This window comes from Klebsiella sp. CD33, assembly GCF_051992865.1.
In the GTDB taxonomy this organism is placed as follows: domain Bacteria; phylum Pseudomonadota; class Gammaproteobacteria; order Enterobacterales; family Enterobacteriaceae; genus Klebsiella; species Klebsiella pneumoniae.
This window is the reverse complement of record NZ_CP197023.1, coordinates 1,348,926-1,368,393: the sequence shown is the minus strand read 5'-3', so window position 1 is coordinate 1,368,393 and position 19,468 is coordinate 1,348,926. Positions and strand designations below refer to the sequence as shown.

Here is a 19,468-nt window from a genome sequence, read left to right as displayed (position 1 = left end):
CTCTCCCTAATGTCGATCGTCGTCTGGCGAACGATACAGCTGATTAAAATGGTAAACCGCGCCAATCAGGCCGGCATCGTTACCGTGACTGACGGTATCGAGATAGTCGGCAATGCCGAACCAGGCCAGATGCTGGCGCAGTAGCGTCAGAAATCCTGGGCGTTCCACAACGCCGCCACCGATAAAAATGGTCTGCGGATCGAAGATATGGACGAGGTTATAAAGGCCATGGCCCAGGCCATTGAAGAACTCGGCGACCAGACGCTGACAAACCGGGTCGCCGGCGTCATAGCGGTCGAAAATCAGTTCGCCTGTCACGCTATCCAGCGGCGCGCCAATATGTTGCGCATAGCGATGGCGCAGCACCCGCAGAGTGCAGTTCTCATTCATCGAATAGCGACGAGGATCGCGTCCGCCGGGACGGTCGGTAAGCATGTAGCCGAATTCGCCGGCACGAAAACGCGCCCCGTTGATCAGCTGGTGTTGGCAGAAAATCGCCCCACCGATGCCAGTACCGATAGTGAGCACCAGAAAATTGGCCATCTCCGCCGCTTTGCCCTGCCAGCGCTCGGCCAGCAGCACACAGTTGGCGTCGTTTTCCACCGAGACCGGCAGCCCGGTTCGCGTCTCGAGCCACGATTTCATGGCGAAGTTATCAAATCGACGGATAGCGCCGCCCATGGTGATAAGACCGCTGTGCGGATCGATATAGCCCGGCGCGCTGATGGCTATTCCTTCACACGACGGATGGGCCGCCAGCCACGACAGCATTGCCTGTAAGATCCGATCGCCATCGCTATCATTGATTGACTGCCTGGCGGTTTCCAGCAGCCTGCCGTCGCGGGCCATCACGCCCATCTTTAACGCGGTGCCACCGATATCAAATGCCGCAATCTTCATTCATCCCTCTCCTGACCCGCGTCAATCACCGACAAAATGCGTGGCAAACCAACACGGAAACCGGTTTCAGTCGTATAATGAGGATTCCTTTACGTAGAGGCAAGCACCAGACTGTACCCGGTTTCATTTTCGTGAGCAGTATCAAATTTAACCATTCATCAGCGGTTTTACGCCAACTGTAAAGCAGGCTCGCAAACGTTTGCTTTCCCTGTTAGAATTGCGCCGATTTTTCTTGCTTACCGCAAACGCGTGGAGACTTCGCAGTGACCGATAAAACCTCTCTCAGCTATAAAGATGCCGGCGTGGATATTGATGCAGGCAACGCTCTCGTCGACCGTATTAAGGGCGTGGTGAAGAAAACCCGTCGCCCGGAAGTGATGGGGGGACTGGGCGGATTCGGCGCGCTGTGCGCACTGCCGCAGAAATACCGCGAGCCGGTACTGGTCTCCGGCACCGACGGCGTCGGTACCAAGCTGCGTCTGGCAATGGATCTGAAGCGTCACGACACCATCGGTATCGACCTGGTCGCCATGTGCGTGAACGACCTGGTGGTTCAGGGCGCTGAGCCGCTGTTTTTCCTGGATTATTACGCCACCGGTAAACTGGACGTCGATACCGCAGCCAGCGTCATCAACGGCATCGCCGAAGGCTGCCTGCAGTCCGGTTGCGCGCTGGTCGGTGGTGAAACCGCAGAGATGCCCGGGATGTACCACGGCGAAGATTACGACGTGGCGGGTTTCTGCGTCGGGGTAGTGGAAAAATCAGAAATCATCGACGGCAGCAAAGTGACCGATGGCGACGTGCTGGTGGCGCTGGCGTCCAGCGGCCCGCACTCTAACGGCTATTCGCTGGTGCGTAAGATCATTGAGGTTAGCGGCGTTGACCCACAAACTACCGACCTTGACGGTAAACCGCTGGCCGACCATCTGCTGGCGCCAACCCGCATCTATGTGAAATCGGTGCTTGATCTGATCGCCAGCGTTGACGTCCACGCTATTGCCCACCTGACCGGCGGCGGCTTCTGGGAAAACATTCCGCGCGTGCTGCCGGATAACACCCAGGCGATCATCGATGAGTCCTCCTGGCAGTGGCCATCCGTCTTCAACTGGCTGCAAACCGCCGGTAACGTCAGCCAGCATGAAATGTACCGTACCTTTAACTGCGGCGTAGGGATGATTATCGCCCTGCCGGCAGCGGAAGCGGACAAAGCGATTGCCCTGCTGAATGACAAAGGTGAAAACGCGTGGAAAATCGGGTATATCAAAGCCTCCGATTCCGAACAGCGTGTGGTCATTGCATGAAAAACATCGTGGTGCTGATTTCCGGTAGCGGCAGCAATTTGCAGGCGATCATCGACGCCTGCGGCCGGAAACAGATAAACGGCACCCTGCGTGCGGTATTCAGTAACAAGGCTGATGCGTTCGGCCTTGAGCGCGCGCGCCTGGCCGGCATCCCGGCCCATGCGCTGGCGCAAAGTCAGTTTGCCGACCGGGAAGCGTTCGATCGTCAGCTGATGCATGAAATCGACGCCTACGCCCCGGATCTGGTGGTGCTGGCAGGCTATATGCGTATCCTTAGCCCGGCGTTCGTCAGCCACTATCAGGGACGTCTGCTGAACATCCATCCCTCGCTACTGCCGAAGTATCCTGGCCTGCATACTCATCGTCAGGTGCTGGAGAACGGTGACGAGGAGCACGGTACCTCGGTGCACTTCGTCACCGATGAGCTGGACGGTGGGCCGGTTATCCTGCAGGCCAAGGTGCCGGTCTTCGCTGGCGACAGCGAGGAGGAAATCACGGCGCGGGTTCAGGCCCAGGAACATGCCATTTATCCGCTGGTCATCAGCTGGTTCGTCGATGGACGTCTGCGCATGGCAGGCAACCACGCCTGGCTGGATGAGCGACAGCTTCCCCCGCAGGGCTATGCCGCCGACGAATGAACAACCAGCCCCGCATGAGCACATCGCGGGGCTTTTTTTTAATTAAAAGTGTTTACTAATCAAACATCTCACAGAAATAATTCTTCTTACTGTCATATTGTTGTGACACAGTAAATCGCTACGCAGAAAAATTCGTCATAATAGTCTACGTCCTGTGAGTAAAACGGAGTGTGAGCGGTAATGGGCCAGGAAAAGCTATACATCGAAAAAGAACTCAGCTGGTTGTCTTTTAACGAACGCGTGCTGCAGGAAGCGGCGGACAAGAGTAACCCGCTGATTGAGCGCATGCGCTTCTTAGGGATTTACTCCAACAACCTGGATGAGTTTTACAAAGTGCGCTTCGCTGAGCTGAAGCGCCGGATTATTATCAGTGAAGAACAAGGCAGTACCGCCCATTCTCGCCACCTGTTAGGCAAAATTCAGGCCCGCGTTCTGAAGGCCGATCAGGAATTCGATAGTCTGTATAATGAACTGTTGCTGGAGATGGCGCGTAACCAGATCTTCCTGATCAACGAGCGCCAGCTGTCCGTCAATCAGCAGGCCTGGCTGCGCAACTACTTCAAGCAGTATTTACGCCAGCATATCTCGCCGATCCTGATCAACCGCGAAACGGACCTCGTGCAGTTCCTGAAAGATGATTACACCTATCTGGCGGTGGAGATTATCCGCGGGGAAAACATCAACTATGCTCTGCTGGAAATACCGTCGGATAAAGTGCCGCGCTTCGTGAACCTGCCGCCGGAAGCGCCGCGTCGCCGCAAGCCAATGATCCTCCTGGATAACATCCTGCGCTATTGCCTGGACGATATTTTTAAAGGCTTCTTTGATTACGATGCGCTGAACGCCTACTCGATGAAGATGACCCGTGACGCCGAGTACGATCTGGTGCATGAGATGGAGTCGAGCCTGATGGAGCTGATGTCCTCCAGCCTCAAGCAGCGCCTGACCGCCGAGCCGGTTCGCTTCGTCTACCAGCGCGATATGCCGGATGCGATGGTCGAAATGCTGCGCGATAAGCTCTCCATTTCCAACTACGACTCAATGCTGCCGGGCGGCCGCTATCACAACTTTAAAGACTTTATCGGCTTCCCGAACGTCGGTAAGGCCAATCTGGTCAATAAACCCATGCCGCGCCTGCGTCATCTGTGGTTTGATAAATTCCGCAACGGCTTCGACGCCATTCGCGAACGCGACGTGCTGCTCTACTATCCCTATCACACCTTTGAGCACGTGCTGGAGCTGCTGCGTCAGGCCTCCTTCGACCCCAGCGTATTGGCGATCAAAATCAACATTTACCGCGTGGCCAAGGATTCGCGCATTATTGACGCGATGATCCACGCCGCCCACAACGGTAAGAAAGTCACCGTAGTGGTGGAGCTGCAGGCGCGCTTCGATGAAGAGGCTAACATTCACTGGGCGAAACGCCTGACGGAAGCGGGAGTCCACGTTATCTTCTCTGCGCCAGGTCTGAAGATCCACGCCAAGCTGTTCCTTATCTCGCGTAAAGAAGGCGATGAGGTGGTGCGCTACGCCCACATCGGCACCGGTAACTTTAACGAGAAGACGGCGCGGATCTACACCGACTATTCGCTGTTAACCGCCGATGCGCGCATTACCAATGAAGTCCGCCGGGTGTTTAACTTTATCGAGAACCCCTATCGTCCGGTTAGCTTCGACTACCTGTTGGTGTCGCCGCAGAACTCGCGTCGTCTGCTGTATGAGATGATCGATCGCGAGATCGCCAATGCGCAAAACGGGCAACCGTCCGGGATTACGCTGAAGCTGAACAACCTGGTGGATAAAGGTCTGGTGGACCGACTGTATGCCGCCTCCAGCTCCGGCGTGCCGGTTAATCTGCTGATCCGCGGCATGTGCTCGCTGATCCCGGGTCTGGAAGGTATCAGCGAAAATATCCGCGTCATCAGTATTGTGGACCGTTTCCTCGAGCACGACCGGGTCTACTGTTTTGAAAACGGTGGCGATAAACAGGTCTGGCTCTCCTCTGCCGACTGGATGACGCGTAACATCGATTATCGCATCGAAGTTGCCGCTCCGCTGCTCGATCCGCGTCTGAAGCAGCGGGTGCTGGATATTTTTGATATCCTGTTCAACGATACGGTAAAAGCGCGCTATCTTGATAAAGAACTGAGTAACCGCTATGTGCCGCGCGGCAATCGCCGTAAAGTGCGCGCGCAAATGGCGATTTACGATTATCTCAAATCACTCGAACAACCCGACTAACCTATGCCAATAAACGATAACACCCCTCGGCCGCAGGAGTTCGCTGCGGTTGACCTTGGTTCGAACAGTTTTCATATGGTGATCGCCCGTGTCGTCGACGGCGCCATGCAGATCATCGGACGCCTGAAACAGCGCGTACATCTGGCCGATGGCCTCGATGAAAACTCGGTGTTGAGCGAAGAAGCCATGACCCGTGGGCTGAACTGCCTGTCGCTGTTTGCCGAACGCCTGCAGGGGTTCTCCCCCTCCAGCGTCTGTATCGTCGGGACGCATACGCTGCGTCAGGCGACCAACGCGGCGGAGTTTCTTAAACGCGCGGAAAAAGTGATCCCCTACCCGATCGAGATCATCTCCGGTAATGAAGAAGCGCGCCTGATTTTTATGGGCGTTGAGCACACGCAGCCGGAGCGCGGCCGCAAGCTGGTGATTGATATCGGCGGTGGTTCAACCGAGCTGGTCATTGGCGAAGATTTTGAGCCCCGCCTGGTGGAAAGCCGCCGCATGGGCTGCGTGAGCTTCTCGCAGGCCTATTTCCCTGGCGGCGTTATCAATAAAGAGAACTTCCAGCGCGCGCGCCTGGCGGCGGTGCAGAAACTGGAGACGCTGGCCTGGCAGTTCCGTATTCAGGGATGGACCGTGGCGCTGGGCGCCTCCGGCACCATAAAAGCCGCCCAGGAAGTGCTGGTGGCCATGGGCGAGAAGGACGGATTTATTACGCCGGAGCGCCTCGAGATGCTGGTAAATGAGCTGTTGAAGCATAAAAACTTCGACGCGCTCAGTCTGCCCGGTCTCTCAGAAGACCGTAAAGCGGTCTTTGCGCCTGGGCTGGCGATCCTCTGCGGTGTGTTTGACGCGCTGGCCATCAAAGAACTTCGTCTGTCCGATGGCGCGCTGCGCGAAGGTGTCCTGTACGAGATGGAAGGCCGCTTCCGCCACCAGGATATTCGTAGCCGCACGGCACAGAGTCTGGCAAATCAGTACAACATCGATCGCGAACAGGCGCGCCGGGTACTGGAAACTACCACCCAGATGCTGGAGCAGTGGCAGGAGCAGAATCCCAAACTGGCCAATCCGCACCTCGCGGCGCTGTTGAAATGGGCGGTGATGCTCCATGAGGTAGGGCTGAATATCAACCACAGCGGCATGCATCGTCACTCGGCCTACATTCTCCAAAATAGCGACCTGCCGGGCTTCAATCAGGAGCAGCAGATGCTGATGGCCACCCTCGTACGCTATCATCGCAAAGCGATAAAGCTCGACGATCTGCCGCGCTTTACGCTATTCAGGAAAAAGCAGTTTCTGCCGCTAATTCAGCTACTGCGCCTGGGCGTACTGCTGAATAACCAGCGTCAGGCTACCACTACGCCGCCGACGCTGCGCCTGCAGACGGAAGCTCACCACTGGACGCTGACGTTTCCGCACAACTGGTTTAGCCAGAATGCGCTGGTGCTGCTGGATCTGGAAAAAGAGCAACAGTACTGGGAAGGCGTGCCGGAATGGATGCTGAAGATTGCTGAAGAAGAGCCAGACGCCTGATCGTATCTCTGGCTATCAACCGAGCCGGGCGCTTACGCCCGGCTTTTTGCTGTTCAGCCGGTCATCTCCTCCGCCAACTGCGTCAGAGGTACCGGTACCCCGATATCATAGCCCTGCATATAATCGATCCCCAGCGTGATGACCGCCTGACGTATTTCCGGCGACTCCACATATTCGGCCACCACCTGCATGTTCTTCATACGCGCCAGACGACAAATAGAGTCTACGACCTGATAATCAAGACTGCTGGCAAGCAGATTGCGAATAAAACTGCCGTCGATTTTAAGAATGTCGACGTTCATTGTTTTTAACCGGGCGTAGCTGGCGTAGCCGGTACCAAAATCATCGATCGCCACCCGGCAGCCCAGCGCCCGCAGATGCTCTAAAGTCTGGCAGACCAGCTCGGGATTGCTGAGCGCGTAGTTCTCGGTCAGCTCGAAAATAATCTGCCATGGCTCAATGTTGTAGGCCTGCAGCAGCGCTTCGACCTCCTGAGGAAACTGGCTGCGGCTCAGCGACACCGGAGAAAGATTGATCGCCAGCCGCAGACCAGGCAGCGCCCGCCGGTTGGCGTCCATAAAGGCCAGCGTATGCTCAATAACCCACTGGTCCACCCGCGTGGACAGCCCAAACTCGTGCGCCACCGGCAAGAACTCGTTTGGCCCCGTTAGCTCACCCGACTCCCCTTCCATCCTCACCAGCACTTCATGATAGCGATCGCCGCGAATGCCCTGGATAGGCTGCGCCATCAGGACAAAATGGTCATGTTCCAGCGCTTTGAGAATGCGGTTCATCATCACGACTTTATCTTTCAGATCCTGCTGAACATGGCCCGCGCCGCGGCGCTGTAAATTTTCCGGATGGCCGCTGGCTAACGACATGTCGGCAATGGTGTTCAACTCGCCAAGCAGTAAATACAGATGCTTGACCGGCGAGCGAACGTTGCAATAGCTCATGCCGATCCGCGGCTGCAGGGGGACCCCGTCCCAGTGGAAACGGAACTGTCGCAGGGAGCGGTCAATTAAGTGAATGCGCGCCTGGTGCCCTTCGCTATTGAGACGGAACACTAAATCGTGACCGGCAAGATGATATACCGCTTCGTTGGGCTGCAGCAGCGTTCTCAGGTGGTTCGCCAGCATTTGCTTATACTGGATTCGCAAAAGTACCCCATAGTGGCGCCCCAGCAGTTCAAGCTCAGGAATGCGCAGAAAACAGAGCGTCGACCAGCTCGTACCGTTGAGCGCCCGGCTCAGCGCCCGCAAGTTCGGCATATGAACCACCGGGTCGAGGAAGGCCATCTGCCGGACGCGAGCGTAGATCAGCCGCTGCTGTGTCGCCAACATCGCCGTATAGGCGACAATAAACGAGAATACCAGATAGCTTGATGACGTGATCGCCAACTGGGTGTTATAGCTTGGGTAAATTGGTAAGTAACGGTAATGAAAATGGATCACGGCAATCAGCACCGGCGTCCAGATCAGTGAGATAAAGCGATAGCCAAAACGCATGGCACCCCAGAGCATCACCGGCATCAGCAATGACAACGTATAATTCGTACTAAATATGGTGCTGCTATCATTAAGCGGCATCAATAATAGCCACAGTAGCAGAATTAATACCGTCGCCCAGCAAATGATTTCAATTTTTTTTATTTTTGGATCAATTTGTAAGCGAACCTGAGAAATAAAGCCGCGTAAATGAAAAGGATTACGAATGACCCGTAACACAAAATAACACAGCGGCATGCCGGTCAGGCACCCTACCATTAGCGCCTGAAAGGTGATTAATGAACGTAAACTAAATGGCGTAACGCCGGTCATTTCCGTTGTGCGCGGATGGAGTCCAAGATATTCGGCAATCTGTGACAAAATCAGAAAAATGACCGAGGGGAGCAGCATTTGCCAGAACAGACGATGCGGCATCAGTCGGACGTTGCCGTGTGAGACCTGCTGACGCTGGGGGACAAAAATGCGGTAGCCGCCCCAGCAGAGCACGCAGGGGATAAGGAAATGGAACAGTACACCGATGGACTGCTCAAACATCATGCCGTGGGCCAGAGTTAACAGCAGGCCAATAATAATGCCAGGGATCGCCGCCCAACCAAAAAACATCATCAGGCTGAGCACCAGCGCCAGGGGAAGATAATACAAAAATACCATATGACCATTGAGCATGGTGTAGGTATTCGCCCATCTGGCGACCGGTAATAACAGCGCAGGCAGAACGAGCGGTAAAGCCCACCACTTGTCGCGATATTGTTGATAGTATTTTAATAAATTCATAGGTGCTCTACAGAGTGCCTCTGCTCCCGCGAGGCATATTCAGGCAGGCATCCAACCACCCATGCTGACCGCGTAAATAATAACGATACGGTAACGTCCGCTGATTTTAGTGGCCAAGAGAAGGAGACTATTGATATAAATCAACAAATGCTGACACCAACATTAATAAATCTTATTTTTCCCGACATTTCACGGCTAATAAAGTGAGCATGTAAATACGACGATTATCTTATATAACATTAATTAATGTTTTCACTGCCGCACTTTTACATCTGCATCAATTGACCCCATCTCGTTCCTGTGCCTTAATACCCCCCATCGCCCATCTTCGGGTATACTTCAAGGATCCTTTTGTGAGTCAGGCACCCAGTATGCGTAAACGACATCGATTTAACCGTCGCATGACCCGTATCGTACTGCTTATCAGCTTTCTCTTCTTCTTTGGACGCTTTGTCTACTCCTCCATCGGCGCCTGGTACCATCATCAGGATAAAAAAGCGTCGCAGGAGTCATCGCTCACCGTCGAACCCTCCCCCCGCGAGTAATCCTTTGATTCTAATACTGCAAGCGCCACACTCCGCAGGCAGAGCCGCTCGCTGCTGAAGTACTGTCTTTGATGCGGTAATTTTGCCGTCGGCGATTTATAAGCGCACGGTATGCAGCAGGCGCAGCATTTCAGCGATACCTTTTGTCACAATTTTGTCCTGACGCATGACTACCGCCAGCTGTCGGTATAGCCGCGGCGCCAGCGAGTGTACGCGTAATCCGTCGCGATCCTCCACCCGCTCCACCGCCATGCGGGGCACGATGCTGTAGCCCAGCCCTGCCCGCACCATGCGCTTAATCGCCTCGATGCTCCCCAACTGCATTACCGGCGTCACCGCCAGTCCCGCCGAGCGGAACCAGCGGTCAATCAGATCCCGCGTGCCGCTACCCGCCTCGAAGGCAATGAGCGGCTGCGCCTGCAGCTCGGCGGGAGTATAAACCGCCGGCATCTCCGTCTCGCGGCTGGCATAGATGGTCACGAACTCCTCATCTAACATCGCAGTCACCGCCAGACTGCGCCCCTGCACGGGCAGCGTGACCAGCCCGAGATCGAGCCGGTTTTCTTCCACCGCGCGGACGATATCCAGCGTGTTGCCGGTGGTCACCCCCACCGTCAGCAGCGGGTGCTGCTGACGAAGATGCTGCAGCAGCGGTGGAAGAAGATGAATGCAGGCCGTCGCGCCTGTCCCCAGCGTCAACGATCCATTAACCTCCTGACTGAATGCGCTGACCGACTGCACCGCGCTATTCACCGCCCGATCGATATGCTCGCTGTGGGCCAGCAATGCCATTCCTGCCGCCGTCGCCTTGATCCCACGTCCGGTTCGCTCCAGCAGCCTGGTCTGTAAAAACTGCTCCAGCTGACGTACCTGCAGGCTGACGGCAGGTTGGGAGATCCCCAGCGCGTCGGCGGCGGCAGAAAAGCTGCCGCGCTGTACGACCAGCCGGAAGGTCGCCAGATTTCCCAGGTTCAGTGTTGTCATAAAAGTTTCTCTTATACCGCGCATAAGGTGGCCGCTCTGCCAGAACAATAGCCTGCCGGGTATGCTCAGGACAACTGTCTTAACGGAATGAAAAACTATGGAAATAAACGCTATTCCCCGACGCCTTGCCTTCACCGCGGGCGGTCAGCAACTCATCAACTGGGGGATCTCTTTTTATATGCCCGGCACCTTTGCCGGGGCTATCGCCGCCGACAAAGGATGGTCCTTGCCGCAGATCTATCTCGGCCTGACGCTTGCGATGCTGATGATGGCCGCTGCCTCCCCGTTCGTTGCCAGGCTGCTGGCTCGCTTTGGCGGAAGACTGGTGGTCACCAGCGGTACCTTACTGATAGCCGCCAGCTGCGCCATGATGGCCTGGCGCCCTTCGCTGGCCGGCTGGTACGGCGCCTGGCTGCTGACCGGCATCGGCATGCGGCTCTCACTGTATGATGCGCTGTTCGCCGCAGTGGTGAATCTGTACGGTCAGCAGGCGCGGAAAACTATCTCTCATATCACTCTCGCTGGCGGTCTGGCCTCTGCCCTCTTCTGGCCGCTGGGCGAGGCGTTATTAACTATCATGCCCTGGCAGAATGCCCTGCGGATCTATGCGCTGTTTGGCCTGCTGAGCGCATGGCTGAGTTATCAACTGCCTCGCCAGCGGCTCAATTCAGCGGCGAAATCACCAGCCTCGCCAGCGACAGCAGAGGGCGACCGGCGTAACGGGGCGCGTTACGCGATCTTTATTGCGCTGATCACCTTCATCTCTAACGGTACCTCTACCCATCTGCCGGAGTTTATCAGCCACTTTGGTCTGCCTATTGCCGTCGGTATGCTGTGGGGATTCGGCCAGACCGGCGCCCGGCTGGGGGAAGTGCTGGCCGGTCCCCGGGTCACCTCACTCACGCTAACGCGTTTTACTGCGCTCGCCATGCCGCTCTGTTTTCTCCTTGGATTGAGCAGCACGACCTTTGCCGGATGCGCAGCCGGGTTTGTGCTGGGCTATGGCGCGATTAACGGGCTGGTGACGATTGTCAAAGCGACGCTGCCGCTGGCGCTGTTTAGCGCAGAAAGCTACGCCAGCCGCACGGGTCTCCTGCTGATCCCCGGGCAACTGATGGCAGCTGTTTCACCCTTTGCCTACGCATGGCTGAACCACCGGCTGGGCATTATCGGCGGAATGTGGGTGTCCACCGGGTTAACGTTGATCGTTGCCGGACTGGCGCTGGCGATGGTGCGCGAGGCGGGTAAGGCGCAGGATGAACGTAATGTAGAATATCCGGCAGCGGCCGTTGACCAACCGATAGCCAAAAACAACCTTGCTGAAGAGTAAACGTGGATCACTACGCCCTTGATAATTTACGCCTGCCCTTATAGCCATATGGCAGGCATTATTCATATTATAAATTTTTAATGAAAATACATTCACCAAATCAATGATGAAATTTTTAAGAGAATAGCAGGGCATGCTGTCACCTGCGAAAAATAACGATACCGCCTGTATTTTTCGCTTGCATAATGATCCAAAAAATAAAGCCAGTCGCCATCGGTAACATTAGCCACACCTCCGGTAACACAATTAGCCTTACTCTCTTCCTCATCGAAACCGTTCGAGCATAGCAAAGAATGAGCGCTAATTTTAATACCGTAGCAAAACCCGGCGGCAATCGATGCAATCTGGCCTGTCGGTATTGTTTCTATCTGGAAAACGAGGTTCCGCGTCCAGGGTATGCCACCATGGACGACCTCACGCTGGAAGCATACATTCACAACACCATTTCATCGACCCCCTCGCAAAACGTCGAGTTTTGCTGGCAGGGCGGTGAGCCTACCTTATGCGGGCTGGATTTTTTTGCAAAGGTGGTCGAGCTCCAGCAGCGTTACCGTGGTAACAAAATCATCGCCAACAGCCTGCAAACCAACGGCATCTTGCTGAACGATAAATGGGCTCGTTTTTTGCGTCGTCATGGATTTCTGGTCGGATTATCCATTGATGGCCCTGCGTCACTCCACGACACCTGGCGTACGACGGGCTGCGGAAAACCCACCTGGGAAAAAGTTGTGCAGGCCATACGCTGCCTGCAGCAGCATGACGTTCCGGTGAATGCCATGGTGGTGGTCAGCCGCCAGTCTGCAAGCCAGGGGAAAAGTCTCTATCGCTGCCTGAGCCGCGAGCTAAACCTTCACCATCTCCAGTTTATTCCTCTCGTTGACTCCCCTGCTCCCTGGTTAGTTACCCCTGAGGGCTGGGGCAAATTTTTGTGCAGTGTTTTCGACGACTGGCTGGAAAACGATGTTGGCAGGGTGTTTATCCAGTACTTTGATAATCTGCTCGGCGTATGGGCCGGCCAGCCCGCCACGCTCTGCACCATGCAGCCTGTCTGTGGGCAGAGTTTACTGGTGGAGCAAAATGGCGATGTCTACAGCTGCGATCACTTTGTCTCAGCGGAATATAAGCTGGGTAATCTGAAGCAAGATGCTATGGCAGCGATGGCGAGCTCGCCATTTCAGCAACAGTTCGGGAAGCAAAAGGGCCAACTCTCTGCCCGCTGTCAGGGCTGCCACTGGCGCTTTGCCTGCCATGGAGGATGCCCTAAACACCGTTTTACCATCCATGACGACGAAGCACAGAATTACCTGTGCAGCGGCTATTTAACCTTTTTCGGCCATATCACGCCCTATATGAACGTCATGCGAAGGCTTTTATTTAATTGCCAGCCGCCCGCGCTCATTATGAGTCTTATCCCGGAGATTCGGCAAAATATATTACAATTAACGGAGTCAGAAGATGAAAGAACCAAATAAAATAGATGGAAATCGCCGCGATCTCCTCAAAGGTCTGGGGATTGCCGCTGTCGTGAGCCTGTTACCAGAGACGGGAAACGCCGCGCAAAATAATGCCGCCCCGAAAGCGGCATGGGATATTCCTTTCACCGGCGAAATCCCTGACACACTGCCCGAAGGCTACAATATTTTACTAATAACCTGCGATCAGGAACGTTATTTCGAGCGGTATCCCTTTCCGGTGCCGGGCCGGGAACGCCTGATGAAAACGGGTATCACTTTTACCAATCATCAGAACACGGCCAACGTTTGTACGCCATCGCGCTCTGTCATGTACACCGGGCTCCATATGCCGCACACCCGGATGTTTGATAATCTTGGCTTCCCCTGGATGAATTACGATCTGGACCCGGAATTACGTACCGTGGGCCATATGATGCGTGAACTGGGTTATTACACGGCGTATAAAGGTAAATGGCATCTTACCCGGGAGATCGATCAGCCGGTCGCTGGTAAATCGGTAGAAGAAATGGACCTGGGCGAGATCCCGACGCCGCGACTGCATGAAATTATGGAAAAGTATGGTTTCTCTGATTATCACGGCATTGGCGATGTCATCGGGAAAAGTAAGGGCGGCTATTTCTTTGATTCAGTCACCACGGGGCAGACCATTAGTTGGCTACGTAACACCGGCCGCCCGCTGAATGATGAAAATAAACCCTGGTTCGCGGCAGTAAACCTGGTTAACCCCCACGATGTCATGTTTATCGACACCGATGAGCATGGTGAGCAGGTGCAGTGGAAAGGGCCAATGGATAAAGAAAACCACACCCTGCTGCCAACCCAACCCCCGCACAACCAAATCTATCAGCAAAGCTGGCCAGACTATCCGCTGCCTGCAAACCGCCACCAGCCGCTCGATGAGCCTGGCAGACCTGCCGCCCATAAAGAGTACCAGAATGCCAGGGCGGTGATGGAGGGACAGTTCCCCGATGAAGACCGGCGCTGGCGCAAATTACTGGATTATTATTTCAACTGTATTCGCGATAATGACCAGCATCTTGAGGCGATTCTCAATGAACTTGATAATCTTCAACTGACGCAAAATACGATTATCGTCTTTACCGCCGACCATGGGGAACTCGGTGGCTCCCACCAGATGCATGGTAAAGGTTCCTCGGTGTATAAAGAGCAGATCCATGTGCCGATGATCATTCGCCATCCGGCGTATCCGGGAAATATCCGCTGCAACAGTTTGACCAATCATCTGGATTTAGTACCGACCCTGATTGGTCTGACTGGACGCGATCGGTCGCTGCGAGAGAAAGTCCTGGAGGGCAGAAAAGGCCGGGATATGAGCCCATTACTGGCGCATCCTGAGCAAGCGGGCTTAAATGCGCTGCGTCCGGGTTCGCTTTATTGTTACGGCATGATCCTGTATATGGATGCACAATACACGGCAAAATTCAGAAAGCTGGCTGGAGAAAAACTCCCGCACGATCAATTTAAAAAAGCGATCGCGTCACTCCATCCTGATTTTTCCCATCGCTCAGGGATCCGTATGATCAACGATGGACACTATAAATTTGCCCGCTACTTTTCGCTCAAGCAGCATCATATTCCTGCTACCCTGGCCGAACTGCTGGAGAATAATGATGTTGAACTTTTCGATCTGGTTAACGACCCCGAAGAAAATCATAACCTCGCCCGGGAGCCAGAGAAATACCGGGATCTGTTAATGACAATGAACGATAAACTCAATCAGCTCACTGCCGCTGAGATTGGCGAAGATGATGGCAGCTATATGCCCCCGTTTGAAGGAAGCCAGTGGGATCTGACGGCGGCCCAGATGCATCAATATATGCGCGATTAGCGCTTGCCGTCAGGTGGGAGACCTTAATGTAGCAGCTATAAAAAAACCCTCTGTAAACACAGAGGGTTTCGTTTTACTCAGCTAACGCCGGGGATTATTCCCACTCAATTATTTACAGCACTCGTAACCAATTGACTGAAAACAAGTTTATGAAACGATAAATTCTGCGTACCGTTTTATATACCGTCACCGGGAAACAGTACCATGAAAAATACCATGCTACCTGGTTAGTTCATCGTACTGTCTTTCGCAGACCCTTCCGGCTTCAGCTGCCCGGTCAGCGTATTCTGCCAGTTGCCGGTTTCGTTCGAGAGATTTTTCGAGCACGTCGGCAAGCAAAACTCCGGTGTCTGCGGCTGACGACCCAGCGCCGACAGTGGCGTTATACTGCCTGAGCTGCTCACGGATGGCAACGAGCTGCTGCTGCAGCCGGCCAGCGCGAGCGGCAGCATCAAGAGCATCATTGCGCGCCTGGTCGATCCTCTGCTGCGCTTCTCGTTCATTGGTTGCTTTCTCCTGTTCGTCATGTTGACGGGCTTTCTCATCTTCTGCTTTGCGGTCAGCCTTCGCCTGCGCATACCCGGCGTCGTACTGTCTGTCACCGTGAATATTCCAGACTACAACGCCGCCGGCCACCAGAGCAGCAAGCATCGACACGATAAGCAACTGTTTCCAGTATGCTTTCACGAATGCCGTGATCATGATGCCAGCACCTTCTTGGCCGACAGGTAACGTACACGGCGATCGTCGATGCCATTCTGGCCGCCGTTGATGATCTGCGTGACGCGCATCAGGTCGTCGGTGTACTTCAGGCATCCATATTTAACGAAGTACCAGGCCGCGCTCCGCGCTGCATACTCGTCCTGCGCCAGCAGCTCCGGCTGCTTAACCAGATCCACCTTCAGGGCAGCCCCGCAATCGCGGTAGTTGTTCAGTCCAGTGGTCTGGATGAGGCCGCGCCCGCGGTAAAACCAGCCGTCGGTCGGCCCGTTATTCCCCATACGTTTGCTGTACACCAGATTGGCAATGGCCCGCTGCCTCTCCAGTGGAAGCGAAGGTTCGCCCTGTCGGCGCCCGAGGGAATTAGCCTGGCCCTGCGTCAGCCTCCCGGCGCGGACGAAACCAGCCAGCCCCGCCACGCTGTAATTGAAGCTCTCAACGAGCTGGGTAAAGCCAGTGCTTTCATGCCCGGCCTGGGCAATAAACATCGCCTGATCCAACGGCTTGATGATGCCAAACTCTTTCATGGCCGCCACAACGTGCGGATGCCAGCGTGTGGCCAGCGCCAGGCTAACGCCGGCAGCTTTCTGAAACTCGTTAATGTCCATGTTGCGACCTCGATATCTTGAAGATTTGCACGACGTTGCCGCGCGTCTTCAGCACCGCGGCGAACATCACAGCATTGATAACGACCTCAGAAAGATCTGCGGTCATAGGGAAGTGGTACAGGTATGAGTACGCGGTGCGCAGCGGGATACTGGCCGCCGCCACGATGAGGAAATAGGCTATCCACCCGCCCCAGCGGCGGTGGCGCGATCCGTTGCGCTGGAAGAACATCACCCGTAGCGCTATCCCGGCGCCGCTGATGGAATCAGCGATAAGCAGCAGATCATGACCTGTCATCGTCTTTTCCTCCCGGGATTAAATCGCGCGGATTATCAGAGCGGTGATACAGCCATATCCCGACCCGCACCGCGACAATTGCCGCAACGAACGCGCCGGCAGAGTACACAATGCCCCGCTCGAACGAGTCCTGTGTGATGGTGGGGATCATGCTCGCAACGCCGATCAGAATTGATGCTGTGGGTTTGTAGAAGAGAAGTCCGCAGAGAAAACTCAGAATCGATAGCAGAACTCGGCGCCTGACAGGGTACTCAACTGCGGAGGTAACGAAAATTACCGCCCCAGCGAGCGAGCCAAGAGCCACTTCTGGCGGAACTCCGGCGACAACAGCTGCCATAGAACTGAAACTCAGCATCTGTGTCAGAGAGTCGCCAGTTAAAGAAGATGCTGACATATATGCCTCACACTTTAACTATGCTTGAAATATTTACATCGATAGGTGTTAACCCATCGGTTTCAATAAGTACTGAGTTTGTTTTATTGGTAGCAGTAAAAGTGAGGCTGGTAGCAGTCTCAAGTTCTCCCTGCGTAATAATGTCGCCTAAGCCAGATGCAGCACCTCTGATATAAACATCGCCTGTTGATGAGTTATTTCTAACCCATGTAACCTTGTAATTATTACCAACAGTCAAATATTCTATGTTTATATACACACGCGCTTTTGTAGTTGCTGGAGTAACAGTGATATGTCTTCCGTCAACAGTTAATGTTCCATCGTAGCCAGATGGAATACCGACGTTTAGCGGGCTGTAATAATCATCAAGTTGCACCTGTGACTGATTTATAAAATCGATATCAGAAGGCATAAGACCAACCCCAAACCAGCACCTGTCGATGTGAACATACTCGCCTACAGTGCTGCCTGGGATAAGACGAATCTGCAGGGTGGTAATGGTTTTAGGTAATAATGCGTGGCAGACAACCCACATCCAGCCGTTTTCTGCCTCATTGGCTTTAGTCCTCGATGTAACAGCAGTCATCCCTGTTCCAGATATCTGAAGACGACCTGCGTTTGTAGAAAGACCAGAATTTTTCCAGATACGAGCAGCAAAGGTCACCCATTGCCCTTTAAAGGCAAAAAGATAATCACTGAGATCACAATAAAAAAGAGGAGAAGATGTGTTCAAAACTTCAGCTTTTACACTGAACGCAAAAGAATCTCGTCGGGAGAGATCTCGAGAAACAGCTACTGAGTTCACTGCCCATGAGACTGGTAAAGACGAAAGCCAGGAGTTAAATGCCGGGTTTGGCGCAAGGTTCGGGCGCAACGGTCCTGTATACGTCTCAATAACTTTATCAAACTGGAATGCAGGATTGTCGTTCAGCGCCTCTATTGCCACCCCTGCCCACACGTCCATGCCAGCTGCATTAGGATGGATAAAGTCGGTATACAGGCTTTCTGGGACACCCAACTCAATGAACTTTGAATAGACATCAATGATACCAAGTCCCTGCACCGCGGCGACCTTAGCCCAGGCGCTAACAGCTCGCGCTGAATGGTCTGGAAAATCACGCCGCGGGTTCTGTGCCGTAACAATAACAGGAGCACCTGGATTATCTTGCTTCACAGCAAGAACACCCTCTGTAAATCCTGCCTGAATTGTCAACTCAGGAACGGTTGTCCCTTCATTGTGACCATAGTTTAAAATGACCAGGTCATAAGTTCGACCGGAGTTATAGATTTGCGAGCGCATCGCTCCCTGGTAATAACGCTCTGTAGAACCAGGAACAGACACGTTATCAATATAAATTGATCTGCCTGTTGTACCTGTACTCATTACGATTTCGGGATCCCATCCAGAGCCATCAACAAATAAGCGATAGCGTACACTATGAGTGGGATATTTAGATGCAACCCATGTTGACCATTTATAAACCCACTCGAAATCTGAGTTCCCCGTCGAATCACCAAGAATAATAATATAAGCATCTGCCTGCGCGCTTCGCACCTTCTGCCACAATGGAGCTACATGAGGCAATGCTTTCGTTAAGTCTAAATATTCTGACACTGTATTACCCTCATGATGACCGATATAAATAGAACCAGTTGGTTTAGCCAATTCAATAAGCACATCCGCAGCACTGCCACTTTCAGGCAAAACCATAAGTGGATCGCCATTATTATCCATGGCAACTATTTTGTTTTTTCGAAAATCCTTAGCAGGAAGTATTGATATTGCGCTTTCAGGCACTCTCATTGTTCTTTTAAACAAATCATCTGAATGGCCTATCGCAGCTGCGTTTAGAGTATCTGTATATTTTTTTGTTGCAGCATCCTGATCCTGAGATGGGTCACGCAGGTTACGAATACGATTGTTGAGTGCATCGTAATAGTTAGCGATAAACGACGGCTTACGCAGCGCCAGGCGTAGAAAGCTGAAGCACTGCTGGATAAGCATGGTCAGCTTGTCGAACGCATCCTCATGCACCTCTGCGAAGAACTTCCCCTGGTTACGGAGGTCAGTCTCCTGAGTAACGGGAAGATCACGCGAGATAGAGATTTGCCATCCGTTGGCCAGCGGTGACATCAGCACGACATTCCCGCCAGAATAGGTACCCGCCCCGGTAACGGAGTAATCGGTATCCAGAGCCAGCACCGTAATATTTTCGTTGAGGTCGGCAACCTGGACAGTGAGATCTGACTTCTTGAAGATGCGGAACGTGTACGGGAAAGATGTGGTAACGCCGTTCCCTGTGTAGTCGTTATGGTCGACTTCGGTTGAGACCGTCATATGAAATCTCCGGATGTCGCAGCGCCCGGCGC

16 protein-coding genes are annotated in these 19,468 nt (G+C 53.9%); 8 read left to right on the top strand and 8 right to left on the bottom strand.

Features of this window, described 5'->3' with window-relative positions; genetic code table 11:
* Positions 1 to 6: 6 nt before the first annotated feature.
* Complete coding sequence (gene bglK / locus ACR809_RS06820; RefSeq protein WP_002913833.1) at positions 7 to 900, bottom strand: beta-glucoside kinase BglK; 894 nt, start codon at positions 898 to 900, stop codon at positions 7 to 9.
* 263 nt (positions 901 to 1,163) lie between these two features.
* Between bglK and purM the strand changes: the two genes are divergently transcribed.
* From purM to ppx, 4 genes are all read left to right on the top strand, one after another.
* Entirely contained in the window at positions 1,164 to 2,201 is a 1,038-nt protein-coding gene (purM, locus tag ACR809_RS06815) for a phosphoribosylformylglycinamidine cyclo-ligase (RefSeq protein ID WP_002913836.1), read from the top strand.
* Positions 2,198 to 2,839, top strand: a complete 642-nt coding sequence (gene purN / locus ACR809_RS06810) for a phosphoribosylglycinamide formyltransferase (RefSeq protein WP_004145656.1) — start codon at positions 2,198 to 2,200, stop codon at positions 2,837 to 2,839. The genes purM and purN overlap by 4 nt, the downstream gene beginning before the upstream one ends.
* 180 nt (positions 2,840 to 3,019) lie before the next feature.
* Positions 3,020 to 5,080, top strand: coding sequence for a polyphosphate kinase 1 (ppk1, locus tag ACR809_RS06805; protein WP_002913838.1), 2,061 nt, complete (start codon positions 3,020 to 3,022; stop codon positions 5,078 to 5,080).
* Positions 5,081 to 5,083: 3 nt separating this feature from the next.
* Positions 5,084 to 6,616 carry an exopolyphosphatase gene (ppx, locus tag ACR809_RS06800; RefSeq protein WP_002913839.1) on the top strand — a complete coding sequence of 511 codons (1,533 nt, stop codon included), beginning with the start codon at positions 5,084 to 5,086 and terminating at the stop codon, positions 6,614 to 6,616.
* A 53-nt stretch (positions 6,617 to 6,669) separates the two neighbouring features.
* On the opposite strand, the gene ACR809_RS06795 is transcribed toward ppx, so the two are convergent.
* The gene (locus ACR809_RS06795) at positions 6,670 to 8,898 is read right to left on the bottom strand and encodes a sensor domain-containing phosphodiesterase (protein ID WP_002913841.1); all 2,229 of its coding nucleotides are present in this window, start codon (positions 8,896 to 8,898) and stop codon (positions 6,670 to 6,672) included.
* Between the two features lie 371 nt (positions 8,899 to 9,269).
* Between ACR809_RS06795 and ACR809_RS06790 the strand changes: the two genes are divergently transcribed.
* The gene (locus ACR809_RS06790) at positions 9,270 to 9,443 is read left to right on the top strand and encodes a YfgG family protein (protein ID WP_004174861.1); all 174 of its coding nucleotides are present in this window, start codon (positions 9,270 to 9,272) and stop codon (positions 9,441 to 9,443) included.
* 96 nt (positions 9,444 to 9,539) lie between these two features.
* Here ACR809_RS06790 and ACR809_RS06785 read toward each other — a convergent pair whose 3' ends face one another.
* Positions 9,540 to 10,451 carry a LysR family transcriptional regulator gene (locus tag ACR809_RS06785; RefSeq protein ID WP_162992526.1) on the bottom strand — a complete coding sequence of 304 codons (912 nt, stop codon included), beginning with the start codon at positions 10,449 to 10,451 and terminating at the stop codon, positions 9,540 to 9,542.
* Positions 10,452 to 10,524: 73 nt separating this feature from the next.
* On the opposite strand from ACR809_RS06785, the gene ACR809_RS06780 reads away from it, so the two are divergent.
* The 3 genes from ACR809_RS06780 (at position 10,525) to ACR809_RS06770 (ending at position 15,081) form a co-directional block, all read left to right on the top strand.
* Positions 10,525 to 11,757 carry an MFS transporter gene (locus ACR809_RS06780; RefSeq protein ID WP_122051138.1) on the top strand — a complete coding sequence of 411 codons (1,233 nt, stop codon included), beginning with the start codon at positions 10,525 to 10,527 and terminating at the stop codon, positions 11,755 to 11,757.
* Between the two features lie 293 nt (positions 11,758 to 12,050).
* Positions 12,051 to 13,229: an anaerobic sulfatase maturase gene (locus tag ACR809_RS06775; protein ID WP_122051137.1), complete on the top strand. Its 1,179-nt coding sequence runs from the start codon at positions 12,051 to 12,053 to the stop codon at positions 13,227 to 13,229.
* Positions 13,213 to 15,081: a sulfatase-like hydrolase/transferase gene (locus ACR809_RS06770; protein ID WP_009309501.1), complete on the top strand. Its 1,869-nt coding sequence runs from the start codon at positions 13,213 to 13,215 to the stop codon at positions 15,079 to 15,081. Before ACR809_RS06775 ends, ACR809_RS06770 begins: the two co-directional genes overlap by 17 nt.
* A 219-nt stretch (positions 15,082 to 15,300) precedes the next feature.
* Here ACR809_RS06770 and ACR809_RS06765 read toward each other — a convergent pair whose 3' ends face one another.
* From ACR809_RS06765 to ACR809_RS06745, 5 genes are read right to left on the bottom strand one after another with little or no spacing between them, the layout of a single operon-like run.
* Positions 15,301 to 15,783 (bottom strand): DUF2514 domain-containing protein, encoded by a 483-nt coding sequence (locus ACR809_RS06765; protein ID WP_086642510.1) that lies wholly within the window; start codon positions 15,781 to 15,783, stop codon positions 15,301 to 15,303.
* Positions 15,780 to 16,409 carry a glycoside hydrolase family 19 protein gene (locus ACR809_RS06760; protein ID WP_086642511.1) on the bottom strand — a complete coding sequence of 210 codons (630 nt, stop codon included), beginning with the start codon at positions 16,407 to 16,409 and terminating at the stop codon, positions 15,780 to 15,782. Before ACR809_RS06760 ends, ACR809_RS06765 begins: the two co-directional genes overlap by 4 nt.
* On the bottom strand, positions 16,399 to 16,704 hold the full coding sequence (locus tag ACR809_RS06755) for a phage holin family protein (protein ID WP_086642512.1): 306 nt from the start codon (positions 16,702 to 16,704) through the stop codon (positions 16,399 to 16,401). The genes ACR809_RS06760 and ACR809_RS06755 overlap by 11 nt, the downstream gene beginning before the upstream one ends.
* Positions 16,691 to 17,098, bottom strand: a complete 408-nt coding sequence (locus tag ACR809_RS06750) for a putative holin (protein WP_048336784.1) — start codon at positions 17,096 to 17,098, stop codon at positions 16,691 to 16,693. The genes ACR809_RS06755 and ACR809_RS06750 overlap by 14 nt, the downstream gene beginning before the upstream one ends.
* A 7-nt stretch (positions 17,099 to 17,105) precedes the next feature.
* Positions 17,106 to 19,436 carry an SGNH/GDSL hydrolase family protein gene (locus ACR809_RS06745; RefSeq protein WP_122051136.1) on the bottom strand — a complete coding sequence of 777 codons (2,331 nt, stop codon included), beginning with the start codon at positions 19,434 to 19,436 and terminating at the stop codon, positions 17,106 to 17,108.
* Positions 19,437 to 19,468 lie beyond the last annotated feature (32 nt).